At 67.7% G+C, this 19,534-nt stretch carries 19 protein-coding genes and 1 pseudogene; 5 read left to right on the top strand and 15 right to left on the bottom strand.

Annotation, left to right across the window (positions count from 1 at the left end; translation table 11 throughout):
• Both MCBMB27_RS13385 and MCBMB27_RS13380 read right to left on the bottom strand, forming a co-directional pair.
• Entirely contained in the window at positions 1-1,119 is a 1,119-nt protein-coding gene (locus tag MCBMB27_RS13385) for an efflux RND transporter periplasmic adaptor subunit (RefSeq protein WP_075380657.1), read from the bottom strand.
• A gap of 216 nt (positions 1,120-1,335) precedes the next feature.
• Positions 1,336-1,950 carry a hypothetical protein gene (locus tag MCBMB27_RS13380; RefSeq protein WP_075380656.1) on the bottom strand — a complete coding sequence of 205 codons (615 nt, stop codon included), beginning with the start codon at positions 1,948-1,950 and terminating at the stop codon, positions 1,336-1,338.
• Between the two features lie 612 nt (positions 1,951-2,562).
• Here MCBMB27_RS13380 and MCBMB27_RS13375 point away from each other — a divergent pair.
• Positions 2,563-2,952 carry a hypothetical protein gene (locus MCBMB27_RS13375; protein ID WP_139231656.1) on the top strand — a complete coding sequence of 130 codons (390 nt, stop codon included), beginning with the start codon at positions 2,563-2,565 and terminating at the stop codon, positions 2,950-2,952.
• A 339-nt stretch (positions 2,953-3,291) separates the two neighbouring features.
• Here MCBMB27_RS13375 and MCBMB27_RS29640 read toward each other — a convergent pair whose 3' ends face one another.
• Complete coding sequence (locus MCBMB27_RS29640) at positions 3,292-3,567, bottom strand: hypothetical protein (RefSeq protein WP_139231657.1); 276 nt, start codon at positions 3,565-3,567, stop codon at positions 3,292-3,294.
• Between the two features lie 312 nt (positions 3,568-3,879).
• Positions 3,880-4,554: a Crp/Fnr family transcriptional regulator gene (locus MCBMB27_RS13370; RefSeq protein ID WP_043350376.1), complete on the bottom strand. Its 675-nt coding sequence runs from the start codon at positions 4,552-4,554 to the stop codon at positions 3,880-3,882.
• 184 nt (positions 4,555-4,738) lie between these two features.
• Between MCBMB27_RS13370 and MCBMB27_RS13365 the strand changes: the two genes are divergently transcribed.
• Positions 4,739-5,539, top strand: coding sequence for a pentapeptide repeat-containing protein (locus tag MCBMB27_RS13365; protein ID WP_075380654.1), 801 nt, complete (start codon positions 4,739-4,741; stop codon positions 5,537-5,539).
• 88 nt (positions 5,540-5,627) lie between these two features.
• Here the strand turns inward: MCBMB27_RS13365 and MCBMB27_RS13360 are convergent, their stop codons facing one another.
• Complete coding sequence (locus MCBMB27_RS13360; protein ID WP_075380653.1) at positions 5,628-6,512, bottom strand: MBL fold metallo-hydrolase; 885 nt, start codon at positions 6,510-6,512, stop codon at positions 5,628-5,630.
• Between the two features lie 140 nt (positions 6,513-6,652).
• On the bottom strand, positions 6,653-7,438 hold the full coding sequence (locus MCBMB27_RS13355; protein ID WP_075380652.1) for a sulfite exporter TauE/SafE family protein: 786 nt from the start codon (positions 7,436-7,438) through the stop codon (positions 6,653-6,655).
• Between the two features lie 215 nt (positions 7,439-7,653).
• Between MCBMB27_RS13355 and MCBMB27_RS13350 the strand changes: the two are divergent.
• Positions 7,654-9,335 (top strand): annotated as a pseudogene (locus MCBMB27_RS13350) (bifunctional protein tyrosine phosphatase family protein/NAD(P)/FAD-dependent oxidoreductase).
• Between the two features lie 42 nt (positions 9,336-9,377).
• On the opposite strand, the gene MCBMB27_RS13345 reads toward MCBMB27_RS13350, so the two are convergent.
• From MCBMB27_RS13345 to MCBMB27_RS13330, 4 genes are read right to left on the bottom strand one after another with little or no spacing between them, the layout of a single operon-like run.
• Positions 9,378-9,824 carry a YeeE/YedE family protein gene (locus MCBMB27_RS13345; protein ID WP_053611025.1) on the bottom strand — a complete coding sequence of 149 codons (447 nt, stop codon included), beginning with the start codon at positions 9,822-9,824 and terminating at the stop codon, positions 9,378-9,380.
• Entirely contained in the window at positions 9,821-10,240 is a 420-nt protein-coding gene (locus tag MCBMB27_RS13340) for a YeeE/YedE family protein (protein ID WP_075380651.1), read from the bottom strand. Before MCBMB27_RS13340 ends, MCBMB27_RS13345 begins: the two co-directional genes overlap by 4 nt.
• A complete protein-coding gene (locus MCBMB27_RS13335) occupies positions 10,237-10,626 on the bottom strand; it encodes an ArsR/SmtB family transcription factor (protein ID WP_075380650.1) in 390 nt (129 codons plus the stop codon). The genes MCBMB27_RS13340 and MCBMB27_RS13335 overlap by 4 nt, the downstream gene beginning before the upstream one ends.
• Complete coding sequence (locus MCBMB27_RS13330; protein ID WP_075380649.1) at positions 10,626-11,279, bottom strand: peroxiredoxin; 654 nt, start codon at positions 11,277-11,279, stop codon at positions 10,626-10,628. Before MCBMB27_RS13330 ends, MCBMB27_RS13335 begins: the two co-directional genes overlap by 1 nt.
• 417 nt (positions 11,280-11,696) lie before the next feature.
• On the opposite strand from MCBMB27_RS13330, the gene MCBMB27_RS13325 reads away from it, so the two are divergent.
• Together MCBMB27_RS13325 and MCBMB27_RS13320 are read left to right on the top strand one after the other, a co-directional pair.
• A complete protein-coding gene (locus tag MCBMB27_RS13325) occupies positions 11,697-12,251 on the top strand; it encodes a sigma-70 family RNA polymerase sigma factor (protein ID WP_053611021.1) in 555 nt (184 codons plus the stop codon).
• Positions 12,248-12,943 (top strand): anti-sigma factor, encoded by a 696-nt coding sequence (locus MCBMB27_RS13320; protein ID WP_075380648.1) that lies wholly within the window; start codon positions 12,248-12,250, stop codon positions 12,941-12,943. The genes MCBMB27_RS13325 and MCBMB27_RS13320 overlap by 4 nt, the downstream gene beginning before the upstream one ends.
• 91 nt (positions 12,944-13,034) lie before the next feature.
• Here the strand turns inward: MCBMB27_RS13320 and MCBMB27_RS13315 are convergent, their stop codons facing one another.
• From MCBMB27_RS13315 to MCBMB27_RS13295, 5 genes are all read right to left on the bottom strand, one after another.
• Complete coding sequence (locus MCBMB27_RS13315; protein ID WP_043350407.1) at positions 13,035-13,598, bottom strand: fasciclin domain-containing protein; 564 nt, start codon at positions 13,596-13,598, stop codon at positions 13,035-13,037.
• 320 nt (positions 13,599-13,918) lie between these two features.
• Positions 13,919-14,227, bottom strand: coding sequence for an SCP2 sterol-binding domain-containing protein (locus tag MCBMB27_RS13310; RefSeq protein WP_051044774.1), 309 nt, complete (start codon positions 14,225-14,227; stop codon positions 13,919-13,921).
• Positions 14,228-14,276: 49 nt separating this feature from the next.
• A complete protein-coding gene (locus MCBMB27_RS13305; protein ID WP_075380647.1) occupies positions 14,277-16,067 on the bottom strand; it encodes an acyl-CoA dehydrogenase C-terminal domain-containing protein in 1,791 nt (596 codons plus the stop codon).
• Positions 16,068-16,072: 5 nt separating this feature from the next.
• Positions 16,073-18,394: a 3-hydroxyacyl-CoA dehydrogenase/enoyl-CoA hydratase family protein gene (locus MCBMB27_RS13300; protein ID WP_075380646.1), complete on the bottom strand. Its 2,322-nt coding sequence runs from the start codon at positions 18,392-18,394 to the stop codon at positions 16,073-16,075.
• Complete coding sequence (locus tag MCBMB27_RS13295; RefSeq protein WP_043350416.1) at positions 18,394-19,530, bottom strand: thiolase family protein; 1,137 nt, start codon at positions 19,528-19,530, stop codon at positions 18,394-18,396. Before MCBMB27_RS13295 ends, MCBMB27_RS13300 begins: the two co-directional genes overlap by 1 nt.
• Positions 19,531-19,534 lie beyond the last annotated feature (4 nt).

The following is a 19,534-nucleotide window of genomic DNA, read 5'->3' as shown; positions in this document are numbered from 1 at the left end:
TCAGATCCTGCCGGCCGACTGGGCGATCGGGTTCGCCTGCACGGTGATTCCGGGCCGCACCCGCTGCAGGCCGTCGACGATGACGAGCTCCCCGGCCGACAGGCCCTCGTCGATGACGGCATCCGGGCCGGTACCGGCGGAACCGAGTTTGACGCGCCGGGTCACGGCCCGCCCGTCCTCGACGACGAAGACGTAGACCCCGCCCTGGTCGGCGATGAGCGCCGCTTGCGGGACGACGATCTTCTGCTCGGGCTCCCCAATCTGAAGGGCGACCTGGACCAGCTGCCCGTCGCGCAGCACGCCCGCCGGGTTCGGCATGACGGCGCGCACCAGGACCGTGTCGGTCGTGCGGTCGACGCTGATGTTGACGAAATCGACCCGTCCCACCTGGCCGTATTCCGATCCGTCCTGGAATCGGATCCGGATGCCGACCTTGCTGCGGTCGGGGCTTTTCGCGCCCTGCTGGTAGCGCAGGAACTCGCGCTGGCTCACCGGGAAGGTGACGTAGATCGGGTCCTGGCTGACGATCGTGGTCAGCACGCCGCTGTCGGGCCCGACGACGTTGCCCTTCGTCACGCTCGTTCGGCCGATCTGGCCGGCGATGGGGGCGGTGATATCCGTGTAGCCGAGGTTGATGCGGGCGGTCTGGAGATTGGCCTCGTCGCCCGTGACGGCGCCCTTCGCCTGATCGAGGGCGGCCCGTGCTTGATCGCGGGCAACGACGGTCCCCGAATTCCGGTCGAGCAGCTCCTGTGCCCTCTGCAGTTGGATGGCGGCCAGAGCCTGCGCCGCCCTGCCGCGCTCCAGGGCGCCTTCGGCTTGCCTGACGGCGGCCACGAACAGATCGCGCTCGATCCGGTACAGAGGGGCCCCTGCCTTCACCGGATCGCCCTCCTTGAACAGGACCGCCTCGAGATAGCCGGTCAAGCGGGCGCGCACCTCGACGCGCCCCACCGCCTCGACCCGGCCGACGAAGTCCAGCGCCCTGTCCAAGGCCTTGCGCTGCGCCGTCACCGTTCCGACCGCCAGCGCGGCAGGGGGCTCTCCCTCGCCACGCGCCGAGGGGCCGGGACTGGTGATCAGCAGGGCAACCAGCACGAGAAGGGGGACGCGGACCATCGCAAAGCCTTGCCGCACCGTCTCACGGCTGCGGGGTGGTATTCTGGCAGCTTTCCGCGGGATCGCTTGATCGAGCAGGACGCGTCCGAGCCGAAGCTGCGGCCTCCCCCAGCGCGTTTCGGTCCGTGAGCGAGGCTCCCGCATGAAACGCCCCGTGCCAGGGTGAGCGTGGTCGTGCGCGCTGGCCGCGTGACGGCTGCTGCGACATCCGGCGCTTCAGCCCCGTCCGGCCTTGTCCTGATCCGGCAGGTCCAGGTGACTCCCGTCGCGAAACAAGAGCGCCTGCAACCGCCCAGGGCCGAGCACGCGGCTAAGCTCTCGAAACGTGAAATACGGGATCAGGGCGACGGTCATGATCAGGACGACGGACGCCCAGCCGAGGACGCCCCCGCCGCCGATCATCGGCACGCTGTCGACCAGCGTCTTTCCCCGCCAGAGCCCGATTGCCATATCCTCAAGCGCGTAGAAACAGACCATCAGCAACGCGAAGAGGCCGGACCGGGTCAGGATCGGATAGAGCAGTGGACCGCTCCGAACGGCTGTCCGCGCGTCGAAATGCTCGGCAATCAGCATGATCTTCGCCAAGATCCACGCATTGAGGAAGGCCAGCCCATAAAATCTATAGACGATGCCGTGACGCGACAGGACGGCATGCTCGTGCAGGATCAGAATGCCAAATATGACCCATAAATAAACAAATATACCGATAAAACTCTTTAGTTCTGCTAAAATTCTTGTTCCGATGCCTTTCATTCGATTGCGGCGGTTGGATTTCGGATGATTTGATCCATCGGCATCGCCTTCCGAAATGCGAGGGTGTGAAGTGATCATGGTTCGATCCAGCGACCGAGCGTCAGGCTATTGTCGGCGCCTTCGGGCGATGTGTCGTCCTTTCAAGGTGTTTCACGGTGAAGCCCGTCCGATGGCTCGCGTCTCGATCTATGCCTGACGCGGAACGGACGCGCGGCTGGATGCGACACCCGCCGGACAATTTTCGACAGGGTTCCTGTCTGGCCGCTCCGCGGTATTGGCCAAGCCCCATGTTGGATTTGACGCAGTGCGAGCCTGTTCAGGATTGCAGACATTCGCGTGGGCGGCTTGATCGGGTGAGACGTCGTGAATTCGAGGGAGCGCCCGATTCATGGCGTGTCTGCTTTCCGGCTCCGATCGCGATCGTATGCCGGCCGATGTGGTTCGACCGCGCCATCCCGGCGTTCGGCAGCGCCGCTCGGCAAGGCGTTTCCGGGGTCTGACGGGTGCGTTGAACCTGTCGGAACGGCGCCGCGGACCGGTCTTGCCCCCGCAACATCCGGGCGCTGCCTGAAAGGGCGCCGACACCAAAACATCAAGATTGTCCCAAATCATCAAGCATCAAATTCGGCTTGTCTCTATGTAAACATTCGTACTGATCGTGGCATTTGCTGCAAGGCTTCGGAGGGCGTCATGATTGCTCGTCGGTCACCTGCGCTGTCGGCCTTGTCCGGAGCCATGCTTGCGGCCGTAAGCTGCTTCGCCTGCTTTCCGGCATCTGCCCAACCGCTCATCGTCAGGGTCAACCCGCGTCTGGCCCAGCAAGGTGTCCTCATGTTCGGCAACGAACCCGGCACGATCCAAACGCTTTTCGACACGGGGCCGCGGTATAGCGATCCGAGCGGTGTGCGCGTCGGCCGGGGCAGTCAAATTCCGGGATGGCTGGAACTCGGATCGTTCCAGAACGTCGCGATGCCCGGCCTGAACCCGGTCGGTTACTACGGCTATTACATTTCTCCCGATGATCGCGCGGTCATCGTCGACCTGGATTCGCGTCAGGTCGTACAGGTTCTCCGTCGGTGAATAGAGGGACATGCCGGGATCCGCGGCGCCTGGAACTCCCCTGACGGGTCAAGTCGGGCGGCGCGCCGTCGAAACTCCCGGGGATGGGGCCACCAAGCCATTTCCAGCGCGACGAGGGCGCGAGCCGGAACAGGGGCCCGACCGACGGGATCGTTCGGCCGCCCGACCTCGCCGGATGCCCGGTCTTCGAGACGGGAAGCCGCTCTCCGCCCTGGGCCAAGGGTGGCCGATAGCGATCCCGGATCGGCGCGCCGGTTCGATCGCATTGTGACGCCCGCCCGTCGCGAGGCAAAGGTCAAGCTTCGTCCGGCGACCCGAATTCGGGTGTCTCTCACAGGATCAGTGCAAGCGCTGACTGTGACGATGATAGAGATTGAACAGCAGCAAACCACATATCGCCGCTGCATTCACGAAGAGGGCCCAGCCATAGCTGCTGATATGGGGCGCCACAGGATACTCGATCGCGCCGAGGCCCAGCAGTAGGCCGAAGCCTGCCATGGCTGAAAAAATACCAGCGAATACAATCATATCCGCCTCCAAAAGTATTTTTTCCTTACGCTTCACCGTTCGAAGCGATTTCATTAAACTATTATCAGGGCGGACGAGCATACTCAAGAGGTGTTTATCCGGTTCCACGAGGCGGTGCGCGCCCAGGGCTTGCAGACATGCGAGCAGGGCCAAGCTGTCGCGACGCTTATGAAGTCTTCAATCCACCTTTTCTCGGTCTCGACCGTCGCGATCGGGGCGCGTGCGACGTTCAACCTGCGCCAATGATCGCACTGGCCGATACGAGGCCCCGCCACGCGTTGGCGCGTGACGGTCACATCCCATGCCGGGCAAGTGCCAGGAAATCATCGGATGGGACTGGAAGCGGCCGGTCCGTCCCGCAGGGCCCGACTGCCAGGCTGATCCGAATGGCCCGGCAGGTCACCGCCGGCCGGCCGCTGCCAAGCTGGTTCGGTCGACGATCTCGACGGCACCTCGCCGCAACGCGATCAGACCGGCCTCGGCCCATTGGGCCAGGATGCGGCTCACCACCTCACGCACGCTACCGATGTCGTCCGCGAGCTTCTGGTGGGTTACCGCGGCCACGCCCTGCGGACCAGCTTCGGACAGCAGCCGCTGGGCGAGCCGCTGTTTGAGCGGCGAGAACGCGACCTCGTCGATCAGCGTGAACAGGCCGGTCATCAGCCGCGTGTAGTCGCCGAGAACAAAGCTTCGGAAGGCTGCGCTTTCACCCATCAGGTGTTGGAAGGTGCCAACCGGAAGGGCTGCGAGTTCGGTTCTCTCCTCGGCCACGCTCTGGGCCGGGAAAGTGCCGCCGGACAGGAGGCACTGCGTCGTCAGCGCACAGGTGCCGCCCGGCCCGACCTTGTAGATCAGAACCTCACGCCCGCTCTCCGACATGCGAAAGATACGCGTCCGTCCTTCGAGACACATCAGGTAGTGGGCGCACTCGCCATGGAGTTCGTAGGCCGTCGCGCCGGCCTCGAGCACCGGGAATTGCACGGTGCCCCGCGCGATCTGAAGATGCGCGGAACTGAGTGCCTGAATCGGAGGAAAGCGCGCGATCCAGCGCTCGAGCTTCTGCGCGTCCGTCATGGCTGGCGTCGTTCTCCGGCCGTGACGACGGGCTGATCGTCCGGCACGTGGTGCGTGTTTCTCCCGCCACGTCAACTTGTGTGACCGGGGTCACCGACCGGGCGCGGCGGCTCGGGATAGCATTGCGGCACACTGAACACGATATGGACGCCAGCGTTGCGTGGCGTCTGCCGGGAGTGAACCGATGCGCCGTCTCGCCTTCAGCTTCATGATCGCTGCCCTTGCCGCCGGCCCTGCCGCGGCCGAACAGGATCTGCTGCTCGGAGCCGACATGGCCTCCCCCGCGATGACGAAGGCCGAGATGAGCCGCGCCGACATCGAGGCGATGATCAGGGCCTCGGACGGCAAGCCCCTCGACCTGCACGACAAGGCGTTGTCGGGCCTCGACCTGTCCGGGCTGAACCTCCGGGGCGCCAACCTGCGGACGGCGCGCCTGAACGGCACCAATCTTCGCGGGGCAGATCTCAGCGGGGCGAACCTCGAACAGGCGTGGTTCCTGAAAGCCGATCTCTCCGGCGCGAAACTCGCCGACGCGAGGATGTTCGGCATCACCGCCCGGGATGCCAACCTGAGCGGCGCCGATCTCAGCCGATCCACGCCGATCGGCGACTTCAAAGGCGCCAATATGAGCGGTGCGATGCTGGTTGACCTCAAGGGCGGTGCCGACATCAGGAACCAGTCCATGGGCCTGATGCGGGCGGTGTTCACTTCGGTGAACCTCTCGGGGGCGAATCTCAAAGGGGCCGACCTGGGGCGGTCGCGCCTGGAATATGCCGACCTCAAGGATGCCGACCTGACCGACGTGGTGCTGATGGGCTCGGACCTGTCCGGTGCGAACCTGACCGGTGCCACGGTCGCCGGCGCGGACTTCAAGAACGTCGATGTCAGCGGCGCCAAACTGATCGACCTCAAGGGCGAGGCCAGCGCCAAAGGCTGGGCCCAACGCGTGAATGCCGACCGCGCCGTCACCCGGGTTTCCCCGTGAAGCTCCGATCGGCGGCCGCTCCGGCCGGCTCCGTGGATCGAGGCATCGGAGGCCGTTGGCCGTCCGGGCTCACGAGCCCGGCGCGAAGTTACAACCCGGCCTCGGCCCCGCCCTTCAGCTTGACCGGGATGGTCAGGTAGCGGACGCCGTTTGCCTCCGCCGGGGGGAACTTGCCGGCGCGGATGTTCACTTGGATCGACGGCAGCAGCAGGCGCGGCGCCGCAAGCGTGGCGTCGCGGGCGGTTCGCATCGCGGTGAACTCCGCCTCGGTCACGCCCTCCTTCACGTGGACATTGCGTGCGCGCTGCTCGCCCACCGTGGTCTCCCAGGCGTACACGTCGCGCCCGGGCGCCTTGTAGTCGTGGCACAGATGCAAGACCGTCTCGGGTGGCAGCGCGAGGAGCTTGCGGATCGAGCGGTAGAGGGCGTGTACGTCGCCGCCGGGGAAATCCGCACGCGCGGTGCCGAAATCGGGCATGAACAGTGTGTCGCCGACGAAGACATGGTTGCCGATGCGATAGCAGATATCGGCCGGCGTGTGGCCGGGCGTGTAGAGCACCTCGACGGCGAGATTGCCGATGTGGAAGGTTTCCCCGTCGGCAAAGAGGCAATCGAAATCGCTGCCATCGGTTTTCAGGTCCGTGGCATTGAAGACCGGACGGAAGATTTTCTGCACGTCCTTGATGTGCTCGCCGATGCCGATCCGCGCGCCGGTCTTCGCCTTCACAAAGGGCGAGCCGGACAGATGATCGGCATGGGCGTGGGTCTCCAGCGTCCAGACCACCGAGAAGCCCGCCTCCTCGGCCGCCTTCAGCATCGCCGTGACGGAGCGCGTGTCGATGCTGCCGCCATTGTGGTCGTAGTCGAGCACGGGATCGATGAAGGCGGCCTGTTTGGTCTCGGGATCGGCCACGATGTAGCTCACCGTATTGGTGGGCTCATCGAAGAAGGCGTGGATGACGGGTTCGGTCATGTGATCTCTCCTGTCGGTGTCGGGCGTCCCGGGATTGACGCGTGGCGGATCTGGCTGCTGCAGATGCGGATCTCAGCGGACGTGGCGGCCGGGCTGGCGCCGGCCAGCCCGGCCCCGCGCAAGTCCCGCGCCCGCAACGCTCACGGAGCTGCGGCGAAGGCACTGCCATTGAGGTAGAGCATGAAGCCGGCGACGCCGAAGATCACGGTGGCAAAGATTGTATTCAGCGCGCCCTTGTAGCCGGCGAGTCGGTTGGCAAGGCGCATGCCGAGGACGCCGCCGGCAAGGCCACCGGCCATGAACTCGCCCGCGACCGCCCAATCGACCAGGCCCGAAAGGGCGTAATTCAGCGCGGTCGCGAGGCCGAAGGCGCCGACCGCGAGCAGCGAGGTGCCGACCGCTGTGATGAGCGGCATTCCGGTCGCGAAGACGAGGCCCGGCACGATCAGAAACCCGCCTCCGATCCCGAAGAATCCCGATAGCATGCCGACCGCAAAGGCGACGGCCACCACTCTTCCGCTCGGTGTCGGGCCGCAGCCGACCGGCTCGGCCGAGCCCCCCTGTCGGGTCCGGCCCCGCAGCATGTGGATGCCGACGATCACCATCAGAAGCGCAAAGAGGAACAGCAGGCGCTGTCCGTCCACGACCTTGCCCAGGGATGACCCGACGAGGGCGCCCAGGATGCCGACGAGGGCGAAGACAAGGGCGCAGCGCCAGCGCACGTTGCCGGCCCTGGTGTGCCCGATGAGCGTCAGGAACGCGTTGGCTGCGACCGCGAGCGCTCCTGTCCCGATGGCGGGGTGCGGTTGGGCAATGCCCACCACGTAAAGCAGCAGCGGCGTTGCCAGGATCGAGCCGCCGCCGCCGATCAGCCCGAGCGTAAATCCGACCCCTGCGCCGGAAAGAACAGCAGGAAGAGCGCTCATCGGCAGTGTCTCTCCGATCTTCCGCTAGACCGACATCTGGCGGGCGGCAGGGCAGGACACGCCCTGAGCCGTCGTTCATTTCACATAAGAATATATCGATAGGCCCGAGCCTGAGTCTCTCCGCGCATATGACGATCTGTTGCCGCTGCTGTCAATATGTGATCTTATCGATTCAGCCTATCATATACGTATAATATAGAATGATGGATGCGACGATGGAATCAAAGCGCCTTACGCCGGATCTGTCGGTTGCGGGGCAGATCTTTCCTGCCGATCTCGTGCATATCGCGCAGGCCGGCTTCCGGGCCGTAATCTGCAATCGCCCGGACGGAGAGGGCGTGGATCAGCCGAATTTCGCGGAGATCGAGGCCGCTGCTCACGCCGCGGGGCTCGAGGCCCACGATCTGCCCGTCGTGTCCGGCAAAATCTCCGACGAGAACGCGGCGGCATTCGGCGTCGCGCGCGCGACGCTGCCCAAGCCTCTCCTCGCCTATTGCCGCACGGGAATGCGTTCGGCGACGCTGTGGTCGTTCGACGAGGCGGCCCGCGGCCGTCCTCTGCCGGAGATCGTGTCAACGGCGAAGGCAGCCGGCTACGACCTGTCCGGCGTTGTCGGGCGCATCGCCGCGGGCGGCCGCATCCGGAAGGTATCGGCCGATCTGTTCCACAGCGTGGTCGTCATCGGCGGTGGGGCCGGCGGCATTGCCGTGGCGGCCAGTCTCAAGGCGCGCAAGCCCGATCTCGACATCGCGCTGATCGAGCCCGCCGATGTGCACTATTACCAGCCAGGCTGGACCATGGTCGGCGGCGGAATCTTTTCGCCCGCCGTCACAGCCAGGACCATGGCCTCGCTGATTCCCACAGGCGTATGCTGGATCAAGGACGCTGTGGCTGCCTTCGAGCCGGATCGGAACACCGTGATCCTGGAGGGGCACCAAACTGTGCGCTACGATCGACTGTCGTCGCGCCCGGTCTGACGCTCGATTGGGCCGGTGTCGCGGGGTTGACCGAAACCCTCGGGCGGAACGGCGTCACCTCCAATTACCGCTACGATCTGGCGCCCTACACCTGGGAACTCGTACAGACCCTGCGCGCCGGCCGCGCCCTGTTCACGCAGCCGCCCATGCCGATCAAATGCGCCGGCGCCCCGCAGAAGGCGATGTATCTCTCGGCCGATCACTGGCTACGCCAGGGCCGGCTCAAAGATATCGACGTCGAATACTACACGGTCAGTCCGGCGCTGTTCGGCGTCGAGGATTATGTCCCCGCATTGATGACTTATGTGAATCGTTACGATGCGCGCCTGAACTTTCGCCATACGCTGACGCGGATCGACGGCCCCGCCAAGCGCGCGTGGTTCTCCCGCCAGACCGAGACCGGCATCTGCGAGACGATCGAGACCGATTTCGACATGATCCACGTCGTGCCGCCGCAACAGGCGCCCGATTTCATCCGTGCGTCCCCGCTCGCCGACGCGGCCGGCTGGATCGCCGTTGATCCCGCGAGCCTGCGCCACGCGCGCTTTCCCGCGATCTACGCCTTGGGCGATGCGATCGGCGCTTCCAATGCCAAGACGGCCGCCGCCGCGCGCAAACAGGCCCCGGTCGTAGCCCACAATCTCCTCGTCGAGATGGGGCATCTGCGCGGGGCCGAGGTCGCCTACGACGGCTACGGGTCGTGCCCCCTGACGGTTGAGCGCGGAAAGATTCTGCTCGCGGAATTCGGATATGGCGGAACGCTGATGCCGAGCTTCCCGGCTTGGCTGATCGACGGCACGAAGCCGAGCCGCGTGGCGTGGCTGCTCAAGGAACGGATGCTGCCCCCGCTGTACTGGAAGGCTATGCTGAAGGGCCGAGAGTGGATGGCGAAACCGCAGCGAGCCGAACGGACCGCCTGATCGGGGAGGCCGGTGCCCGCCTACGGGCTGGCGCCTCCGCCCTCAGCGGCTCACCGTGATCGGTCCCGTCGAGCGCGGGGCGGTGAACCGAAAGAGCAGCATCCCGGCGAACATCGCCGCAACGAACAGCGCGACCTCCGGCAGGCCGAGTGTTAGACCGGCCAGGGCCGGGCCGGGGCAGAAGCCGGCGAGTCCCCAGCCGATTCCGAACAGGACGGCGCCCCCGAGCAGGCGGGCATCGACGCTCCGGTTCGCCGGTATCTCGAACCGGTCCGCGAGGGCAGGCCGGGGCATCCGGGCCTTGACCGCGTAGCCGAGGGCCGAGACGCCGACGGCCCCGGCCAGGACGAAGGCGAGGCTGGGATCCCAGGCCCCCGCGACATCGAGGAAGCCCAGCACGCGTGCGGGGTCCATCATGCCCGAAAGGGCGAGCCCCGCTCCGAAAAGCAGGCCGCTCGCGAAGGCTGCGAGGAGGCGCGGGGTGTTCATCGGACCAGGCCGTGCCGAACGAGGAAGACGGTGATGATCGCGGCGGCCATGAACGTCGCGACTGCTGCGAGGGAACGCGGCGAGAGCCGCGCGAGGCCGCAAACCCCGTGACCGCTGGTGCACCCCGACCCCAGACGCGTCCCGAACCCGACCAGAAGCCCGGCCCCGACAAGCATCGGCCAGGAGGCATCGATGCGGACCTGGGGCCAATGGCCCGCCGTCGCTCTGAACAGGGCAGGGCCGGCGAAGAGCCCCACGAGAAAGGCCACCCGCCAAGCCCAATCCCGAGAGGCCGGGCCGAGCAATCCGCCGACGATGCCGCTGATCCCCGCGATGCGGCCATTGGCCAGGAGCAGCAGGGCCGCCGAGGCGCCGATCAGGGCACCACCGGCGAGGGGGGCGAGAAAGGCATTCATGGCGCGTCTCCGATCTGGCCGAACATCGCGGCCTGCCCGAGGGCCCGTTCGCGCGCGTCGGGGCTGCGCGCCGCCAGGCGCCGCTGCGGGCGGTTGACGATCAAGATATCCTCGATCGCATCGAGGAGCGCACGCGTGCGGGCCTCTGTCAGGCTGTAGAATACGACCTTGTGCGCGCGCCGTGTGGTGACGATCCCGGCGTTGCGCAATTCGCCGAGCTGCTGCGACAGGGTCGGCTGACGGATGCCGAGGCGCTGCTCGATGTCCGAAACCGAGCGCTCGCCGTCCGTCAGCAGGTAGAGGATGCGCAGCCGGTTGGGGTTTGCGACGAGCTTGAGCAACTCGGCGGCCGCGCTCGCCTTGGTCTCGTCCGTGCCGGGTGCCATCAGACGCTTTCCAACCTGTAATACCAGTCGGTCCCGCAGTCGCCGATCTCTTCGCTTGTCATCGGTGGATTCGCGAGCACCGGCTCGCCCGGTTGCCATCCCTCGGGCGTCGAGACGTCGGCCGCGTCGGAGGCCTGAAGCGCCCTCACAAGCCGCAGGATCTCGGCGACGCTGCGCCCTACCGTCAGCGGGTAGGTCACGAGGGCGCGCACGATCCCCTCCGGATCGATGACGAACGTGGTGCGCACCGTGGCGCTCGACGCCGCTCCCGCCGGCAGCATGCCATAGGCACGGGCGATGCCCATGGCCGGATCCTCGACGATCGGGAACGGCATCCGCACACCGAAACGCTGCTCGATGCTCTGTTGCCACGCCAGGTGCGACGACAGGCTGTCGACGGAGAGGGCGAGGAGGTCGCAATCCAGGGCCTGGAAAGCCTCGTGGGCCCGGGCGAAAGCCACGAACTCGCTGGTGCAGACCGGCGTGAAGTCCGCGGGATGCGAGAAGAACACCAGCCAGCGGCCCCGATAGGACGAGAGCGTGCGCGGGCCCATCGTGGTGCGGGCCCGGAAGTTCGGTGCGCCGTCCCCGATAATGGGCGGGCCGGCGGGGTGAGGCGCAGCGGTGACGCCACTGTCGATATCGATAGCCATGAAGCGACCTGAGCGGAGCGCGGCTCTGACCGCTAACGGGTCGAACCGATCAATCTCGATTTTATATGGATCACTGCTTCAGACAACGCGAAATATGGATTGACGCACGGGCGATGCCAGGAGGGCCATGGCTCAGTGTTCCGCGCCGCATCTTGGGACGTTTCGAGGCTTGCGCGAATTTGCGCCGCGAACCGGCCTTCAGCGAAGATCGATCTCTCTCCGCCTCTGGGTGGCCATTCCGGCACCGGGCGAACAAGCACGCCGCCGCCCTGTGACTTGGACCGGCGGCCGGATCGTCCGTCTGTGGCGCCCCCTCCGGCCGCATGCGAGGGGGATCGTCAGAGTCCCGAGGCTTGGTCTAAGAGCATCATCCGGGAGGGCGTCCGATGGCAGGCGCCTCGAACTATGCGGGGGCCCATGTTGGCCGACGACGCCACGCTGCGCCGGCTGCTTGCAGGAATCGCTCGAGGTGAGGCGGACCGGCTCGCTGAACTCTACGATGTCTCAAGCCCGAAACTTTACGGGCTGATCCTGCGTATCCAACGCGACCGCGGCTTGGCCGAGGACGTACTCCAGGACGTCTACATGCGGATCTGGCAGGCAGCGGGCAGCTATCGGCCGGAAGCCGGGCCGCCGCTGCCCTGGCTTATTACCATCGCACGGAACCGCGCCATCGATAGCGTACGCCGGAAGGCGGAGGTGCAGGGGCCGGAATTGGACAGCGGCGAGGATTGGGTGGACCTGCTGATCGATCCGCACGACGAGGCGGGCGCGTTTCAAGACCGCAATGCCCTCGTGGCATGTCTCGGCCGACTCGAACCGTCGCACCGGGATTGCGTCGTGCTGGCCTATTGTGAGGGGCGCTCGCGTGAGGAACTGGCCGCACGGTTCGATCGTCCCGTGAACACGATCAAGACCTGGCTCCACCGGGCGCTCGGCGCCTTGAAGACCTGCCTGGAGACGGTGTCGTGAGCGGTACGAGGGCGCCAGACCCCGACGATCCCGATCTGCGTGCGGCCGAGTACGTCCTCGGAACGCTCGACGCGCAGGAGCGTGCGGCCATGGAGGGCGAGGCCGCGCGCGATCCGGTCGTACGGGCACGGATCCAGGCTTGGGAACGCCGCCTCGGCCCGCTCGCGATGGTGATCCCCGTCGAGACACCGCCGCCGCATGTCCGCGCTGCACTCTTGCGGAGGCTTCCGGCGGCGGGACGCGCGGAGTTGCATCAAATCGAAGCCCTGCGCTCCCAGCTTCGGCGGTGGCGGGTTGCCGCGGGCGGGGCCGGGCTGCTGGCGGCTGGCCTCGCTCTGGTCCTGACGCTCGGACCCTGGCAGAGGCCGTCGGATGGCCGCTATCTGGCCGTGGTGCAGGGCGGGGGTACGCTCCCGGCGCTGATCGTGCGCGTCGATACGCGCACCGGCGTCGCAATGGTGAGGCCCGTCAGCGCCGAGGCACCCGCGGATCGAAGCCTGGAAGTGTGGTATGTCGGTGCCCAGGGGCCGCGGCCGCTCGGCCTTGTCGGCACGGCGGTGAGCCAGATGAGGCTGCCGGCGGGGGCCGCTCCGGATGGCGTGATCGCGGTCTCGGTGGAGCCGCCCGGCGGCTCGCCCACCGGCCAGCCGACCGGTCCGGTGGTCTACACCGGCAAACTCATCGCGGACTGACGCGATCTCGGCAGCCGCAGCGGTCAACGTTTGCGAGAAATCGGCGTCGGCAGCCGGATCAGGGCCGCCGACGCCGGACCGTCCGGGTGGATCAGGGCATCAGCACCGCATTGACGACGTGGATGACGCCGTTCGATTGCATGACGTTCGGAATGGTCACCGTGGCGGTGTTGCCCTTCACGTCGGTCACATAGACCTTCTTGCCCTGCACCTCGACGGCGAGAGGCTCGCCCGCCACCGTGGTGAGCGTGCCCTGTCCGCCGCCCTTCTTGGCGAGCGCCATCAGATCCTTGGCGGTGTAGACACCCGGGACCACGTGGTAGGTCAGGATCTTCGTCAGCGTCGCCTTGTTCTGCGGCTGGACGAGGTTCTCCACCGTGCCCGGCGGCAGCTTGGCGAAGGCGGCGTTCGTGGGGGCGAACACCGTGAACGGACCCGGACCGTTCAGCGTGTCGACCAGGCCGGCGGCCTTCACGGCGGCGACCAGCGTGGTGTGATCCTTCGAGTTGACCGCGTTCTCGACGATGGTCTTCTGGGCGTACATCGGCGCGCCGCCGACCATCGGGTTCTTGGCGTAGGCTGCGCTGCTTGCTCCGAGACCGAGCGCGAGGGCCAGAGCAAGCGCCTTCATGCGGTGGCTGTTCGCTGTGGGCATCGTTTTTCCTTCCATCCGACCCCGACGCAGGGGTAGCACCCGCCCTTACGGGGGCGCCGGACGGAAAGTTTCGTAGCGGTCGCAGACCGGCGCCGGTCGGCTCGGCGGCGCTCCCCCTTAATGGGAGCATGGCCATCGTCGTGTCGGCGATGGGCCCCCGGAGCCGCCGGCCTTCACGCGGGTCTCGATGTCGCCACCGCGACCCAAGCGGCGGGCACCTGCACCGCCACGGCTCATTCTTCGGACGGTCTCGCGGATCCTCCGGTGGCGCCTCCCGCGATGGCCGGGTGCGGATGAGGGGGGCGCACCCGCAGGGACGGCTACTGATCGAGCAGACCGGCGAGCTTCAGCGCCACGCCCTGCGAGCCCTGCACCTTCAGGCGGCCGGTCGAGAAGGCCATCATCGGGCTGAGCCGGCCCTCCACGAGCTTGAGCAGATTGTCGGAACTCAAGCGCATCACGGCATCGGCCTCGCCCTCTTCGGCGATCGACACGGCGACCGTGCCGCCGGTGGCGTCGAGCAGGATGCCGCCGCCATCGGTGAGGTCGAACCGCACCCGATATCCGAGCGCGCTCAAGGCGCCCGACCGTTCCTCGATCGAGTCGACCAGCAAGCCGAGATCCGCCATCCGTTCCACTCCATCAGTCGCATGAGGATTCCCCGGAGGTCCGGGGCGGTCAGAACATCGCCTCGTCGAGGGCCATCATCGCGCCCTTGCCGGACTTGATCGCCGCCAGCAGGCCGGCCACCTGGGGCAGGATGCGCTCGATGAAGAAGCGGGCGGTGGCGAGCTTGGCCTCGTAGAAGTCCCGCTCCGGCGTTCCGTCGGCCAGCGCCGCCTGCGCCACCTTGGCGGCGCGCACCCACATGAAGCCGAGCGCCACCAGGCCGAACAGCCGCAGGTAATCGGTCGCGGCGGCGCCGGCCTCGTCCGGATCTTTGAGGCCCCGTTGCGCGATGTGGGCGGTGGCGAGCTGGAGCGCACCGAACGCCTTGGACACGGGCAGGGCGAGGAGCGCCAGGGCATCGTCCTCCAGCGCCGCGTCGAGGAAGGCGAGGACCGGGTGGAAGAAGCCGCGCAGCAGCCGGCCGGCATGGGCCGGGAGCTTGCGGCCGACGAGGTCGAGGGCCTGCACGCCGTTGGTGCCCTCGTAGATCATCGAGATCCGGGCATCGCGGACATACTGCTCCATGCCGGGGTCTCGGATGAAGCCGTGGCCGCCGTAGACCTGCAGGCCGATGCTGGCCGCCTCGAAGCCGAGATCGGTGAACAGCGCCTTCACCACCGGCGTCATCAGGGCCGAGAAATCCTCCGCCCGCCGCCGTTCGGACGGATCGGGATGGCGCTCCATCACGTCGAGGCTCCGGGCGACCCAGCCGCCGAGCGCCCGGGCGCCCTCGTTGTAGGCGCGGATCGTCATCAGCATGCGCCGCACGTCCGGGTGTACGATGATCGGGTCTGCGGCCAGGTCCGGCCGCTTGGCACCGGAGAGCGCGCGCCCCTGCAGGCGCTCGCGGGCATAGGCGACGGCGCCCTGGTAGGCCGCCTCGCCGGCGCCCAGCCCCTGGATTCCCACAGACAGGCGCTCGCTGTTCATCATCGTGAACATCGCGCGCATGCCCTTGTGCGGCTCGCCGACGAGCCAGCCGACGGCGTCGTCGAAGGAGAGCTGGCAGGTGGCCGAGGCCTTGATGCCCATCTTATGCTCGAGGGCGCTGCAGGTGACGCCGTTGCGCGCCCCCGGCGTCCCGTCCGGCGCGGGCAGGAATTTCGGCACCAGGAACAGGCTTATGCCCTTCACGCCCTTGGGGGCATCGGGCAGCCGCGCGAGGACGAGGTGCACGATGTTCTCGGTGAGGTCGTGATCGCCCGCCGAGATGAAGATCTTCGAGCCGGTGATCCGGTAGGAACCGTCGTCCTGCGGCACCGCGCGGGTCCGCAGCAGGCCGAGATCCGTGCCGCAATGGGCCTCGGTCAGGCACATGGTGCCCGACCACGTGCCGTCGACGATCTTGGGCAAATAGGCCGCCTTCAGCGCCTCCGACGCATGACCGGCGATCGCCTTGTAGGCACCGTGGCTCAAGCCCGGATAGAGCCCGAAGGACAGGTTGGTCGAGCAGATCATCTCCTCGACGAGCTTGTTGATCGTCTCCGGCAGGCCCTGGCCCCCATAGGCGGGGTCGGAGCCCATCGCGGTCCAACCGCCCGCGCGGAACGCCGCGTAGGCCTCGGGAAAACCCTTCGGCGTCCGGACGACGCCGTTCTCCAGGCGGCAGCCCTCCGCGTCACCGGAGGCGTTGAGCGGCAGGAGCCGCTCGGTGCAGAACTTCGCCGCCTCCTCGAGGATGGCGTCGGCGACGTCGGGCGTGATCTCCTCCAGGCCGGGCAGCGGCTCGGAACCCGGATCGGCGTGCAGTTCGTGGAGCACGAAGCGCATGTCGCGCAGCGGGGCCTTGTAGGTCTGCATGATCGTCAGTTCCTCACCGGCCGGCCGGTCTCGAGCACGCTCTCGAACCGGTCGAGGGTTGCCTCGGTGCGGACGAGGCGCATGAAGCTGTCGCGCTCGAGTTCGAGGATGGCATCCTCATCCAGGGTATCGAGGATGTCGGCCTCTCCTCCGGACAGGACGGAGGCGAGTTCGCCCGCCACCACGAGATCGTGCTTCGTGGCGATGCCGCGCCGCGCGAAGCCCTCGGCGGCCATGCGCAGGGCGAGGCCGCCCGCGGAACCCGGCAGAGTCAGAGGCACGGGCTTCGGCGGCGCATAGCCTGCGACCAGGGACAGCGCTCTGGCCTTGGCATCGGCGAGCAGCCGGTCGCGATTCATGGTGATGCCGTCGTCGGGGCGCAGGAACAGGAGGTCCCGCGCCTCCTCGGCCGACTTCGCCACGGTTGCGGTCGAGACCGTCTCGAACACCCTGGCGACGACCGGCATCGGCCCCTTCGGCAGCGTGCCGGAGGCCTGCCAGCGGCCCAGCATCTCCGTGCAGCCGCCCCAGGCCGGCACGAGGCCGACGCCGCACTCCACGAGGCCGATATAGCTCTCCGCATGGGCCTGGACGGCATCGCTGTGCAGCAGGATCTCGCAGCCGCCGCCGAGCGCCATGCCGGAGGGTGCGCTCACCACCGGAAACGGCGCGTATTTGAGCTGCCGATAGGTCTGCTGGCCGAGATGGACCAGCTTCTCGATCTCCCCCCACGCCGCGATATTGGCGGCGAACAGCGCCAGCCCGAGATTGGCGCCGACCGAGAAGTTCGTGCCCTCGTTGTAGACGACCAGCGCCTTGTAGCGGTCCTTCACGAGCTTGATCGTCTTGCCGAGCAGGACCATGACCTGCTCGTCCAGGGCGTTGCTCTGCGACGTGAACTCGAAGCACACCACGCCGTCGCCGATGTCCCACAGGGCCGCCGAGCCGTTCGTCAGGAGCGGCTCTCGGCCGAGCTTGATGTCTGCGAGCCGCAGCACGCCGTCGGGCCGGACGATGTCGCGGTAGCCGCCCCCGGGCTGGAGCACCTGCCGGCGGCCGTTCTCGACCCGGTAGAAGCTGCGGCCGTTGAGACCCGCGAGGAGCGGCGGGACCGGCCGACCGTCGCGGGCGAGGCGATCGGCCAAGTAGGCGCCGCCGATCCGGTCGATCAGCTCGAACGGTCCCCATGTCCAATTGTAGCCGAGGCGCATCGCCTCATCGATCGCCGCGACGTCGTCGCTCGCCTCGCCGACGAGGCCGGCGGCGTACGACAGGGTCGCGCCGATGACGCGCCACGCGTAGGCGCCCGCCCGGCCGGGCAGGTCGAGTACCGCGCGGGGGCCTTTCGCGTCCTTCAGCTCCGGCAGGTCCGCCTTCCGGGCGGGCCGGTAGGCGCCGCTCGCGAGATCGATGGCCTCCTTGGTCTTCTGCCCGCCCGTGCGGTTCAGGCGGTAGAATCCGCCCTTGCCCTTACGCCCGGTGAAGCCCGCGGCGATCAGCCGGCTGACGAGCGGCATCTCGCGGTAGGAGTCGTGGAAGGCGTCCTCCGGCGGCAACGCCGCGCGCAGGCTCGCGGTGGTGTGCGGGATCAGGTCGAGGCCGACGAGATCGACGAGGCCGAACACGCCGGTCTTCGGGATGCCGAAGGGGCGTCCCATGATGGCGTCGGCCTCCTCGACCGGGACGCCGAGGTCGTCGGCGGCCGCGATGGCGTTCTGGATCCACGTGATGCCCAGGCGGTTGGCGATGAAGCCCGGCCGATCCTTGCAGCGTACGACGCTCTTGCCGAGCCGGCGGTCGGCGAAGTCGGCGACCGTCTCGGCGAGGGCCGGATCGGTCTGCGGGCCGGTCACCAGTTCGAGCAGCCGCATGTAGCGCGGCGGGTTGAAGAAGTGGGTGATCAGGAAGTCGCGCCGGAAGGATTCCGGCATGCCGTCGACCAGCGCATCGAGCGGGATCGTCGAAGTGTTCGACGAGACCGCCGTGCCGGGCCGGCGCACGGCGTCGATCCGCCGATAGAGCGCCCGCTTCGCGTCGAGGCGCTCGATGACCACCTCGATGATCCAGTCGACTTCGGCGAGGCGGTCGAGATGGTCCTCGACGTTGCAGGCCTCGACGCGCTTGGCAGCCCGTGGGGTCATGAACGCCGCCGGCTCGGTCTTGAGCATCCGGGCGATGGCGGCCGCCGCAAGACCGTTCCGGTCGGTTGCGCCCTCCGGCACGATGTCCATGAGCAGGACCGGCACGCCGGCATTGGCCACATGGGCGGCGATGCCGGAGCCCATCACTCCGGCGCCGATGACGGCGACTTTGCGGATCCCGCTCATCAGACACGCTCCAGAAGGGTGGCGATGCCCTGGCCGCCGCCGATGCACTGGGTCGCCAGCGCGAAGCGGGCGCCCTCGCGGTCGAGCAGCGCCGCTGCCTTGCCGACGATGCGCGCCCCCGTCGCACCGAGCGGATGGCCGAGCGCGATCGCGCCGCCGTCGATATTGACCGTCTCCGCGCGCAGGCCGAGTTCCCGGATGCAGGCGAGCGCTTGGCTGGCGAAGGCCTCGTTCAGCTCGACGACGCCCACCGCGTCGACGGCGATGCCGGCGCGGGCCAGCGCCTTCCGGGACGCGGCCACCGGACCGATGCCCATGATCTCCGGCTCGCAGCCCGAGACGCCGATCGCGGCGATCCGGGCGAGCGGCTTCAGCCCGTGGCGTTGGGCATAGACCTCGCTGCAGACGAGGACCGCCGAGGCACCGTCCGTCAGCGGCGACGAGGTGCCGGCCGTGACGCTGCCGTCCTGCTGGAACGCGGGCTTGAGCGCGGCGAGTCCCTCGGCGCTGGCCTCCGGCCGGATGCAGCCGTCCGTCTCGACCGTGCCGGCCTTTGTGGCGATCGGGACGATCTCGGCGGCGAGCCGTCCGGCGGCCTGGGCCGCGGCGGCCTTGCGGTGGCTCGTCACCGCGAAGGCCTCCTGGTCGGCCCGGCTGATCTGCCAGCGGCGCGCCACGTTCTCGGCAGTGTCGCCCATGCCCATGTAGGCGCCAGGGCGCGCCGCATGAAGCGCCGGGTTGGGCATCGGGTTGAAGCCCATCATCGGCACGCGGCTCATGCTCTCCACGCCCGCGCAGATGAAGGCCTCGCCGGCGCCGAGCTGGATCTGCCCGGCGGCGATGTGCACCGACTGCATCGAGGAGCCGCAGAAGCGGTTCACCGTGACGCCGCCGACGCTGAGATCGAGATCGGCCAGCATGCCGATCAGGCGGGCCACGTTGAACCCCTGCTCGCCCTCCGGGAAGGCACAGCCGACGATCAGGTCCTCGATGGTGTTCGACGAGATGCCGGCCTCGGCGACGAGCCGGCGCACGACCTGCGCGGCGAGGTCGTCGGGGCGGACCCGGGCCAGGGCGCCCTTCTTGGCGAGGGTGAAGGGCGAGCGGGCGTAGCCCACGATAACCGCGTTGGTCATGCTG

The organism is Methylobacterium phyllosphaerae (assembly GCF_001936175.1).
GTDB lineage: Bacteria > Pseudomonadota > Alphaproteobacteria > Rhizobiales > Beijerinckiaceae > Methylobacterium > Methylobacterium fujisawaense.
The sequence above is the reverse complement of the archived record's forward strand: the minus strand, read 5'-3'. Positions and strand labels throughout refer to the sequence as shown.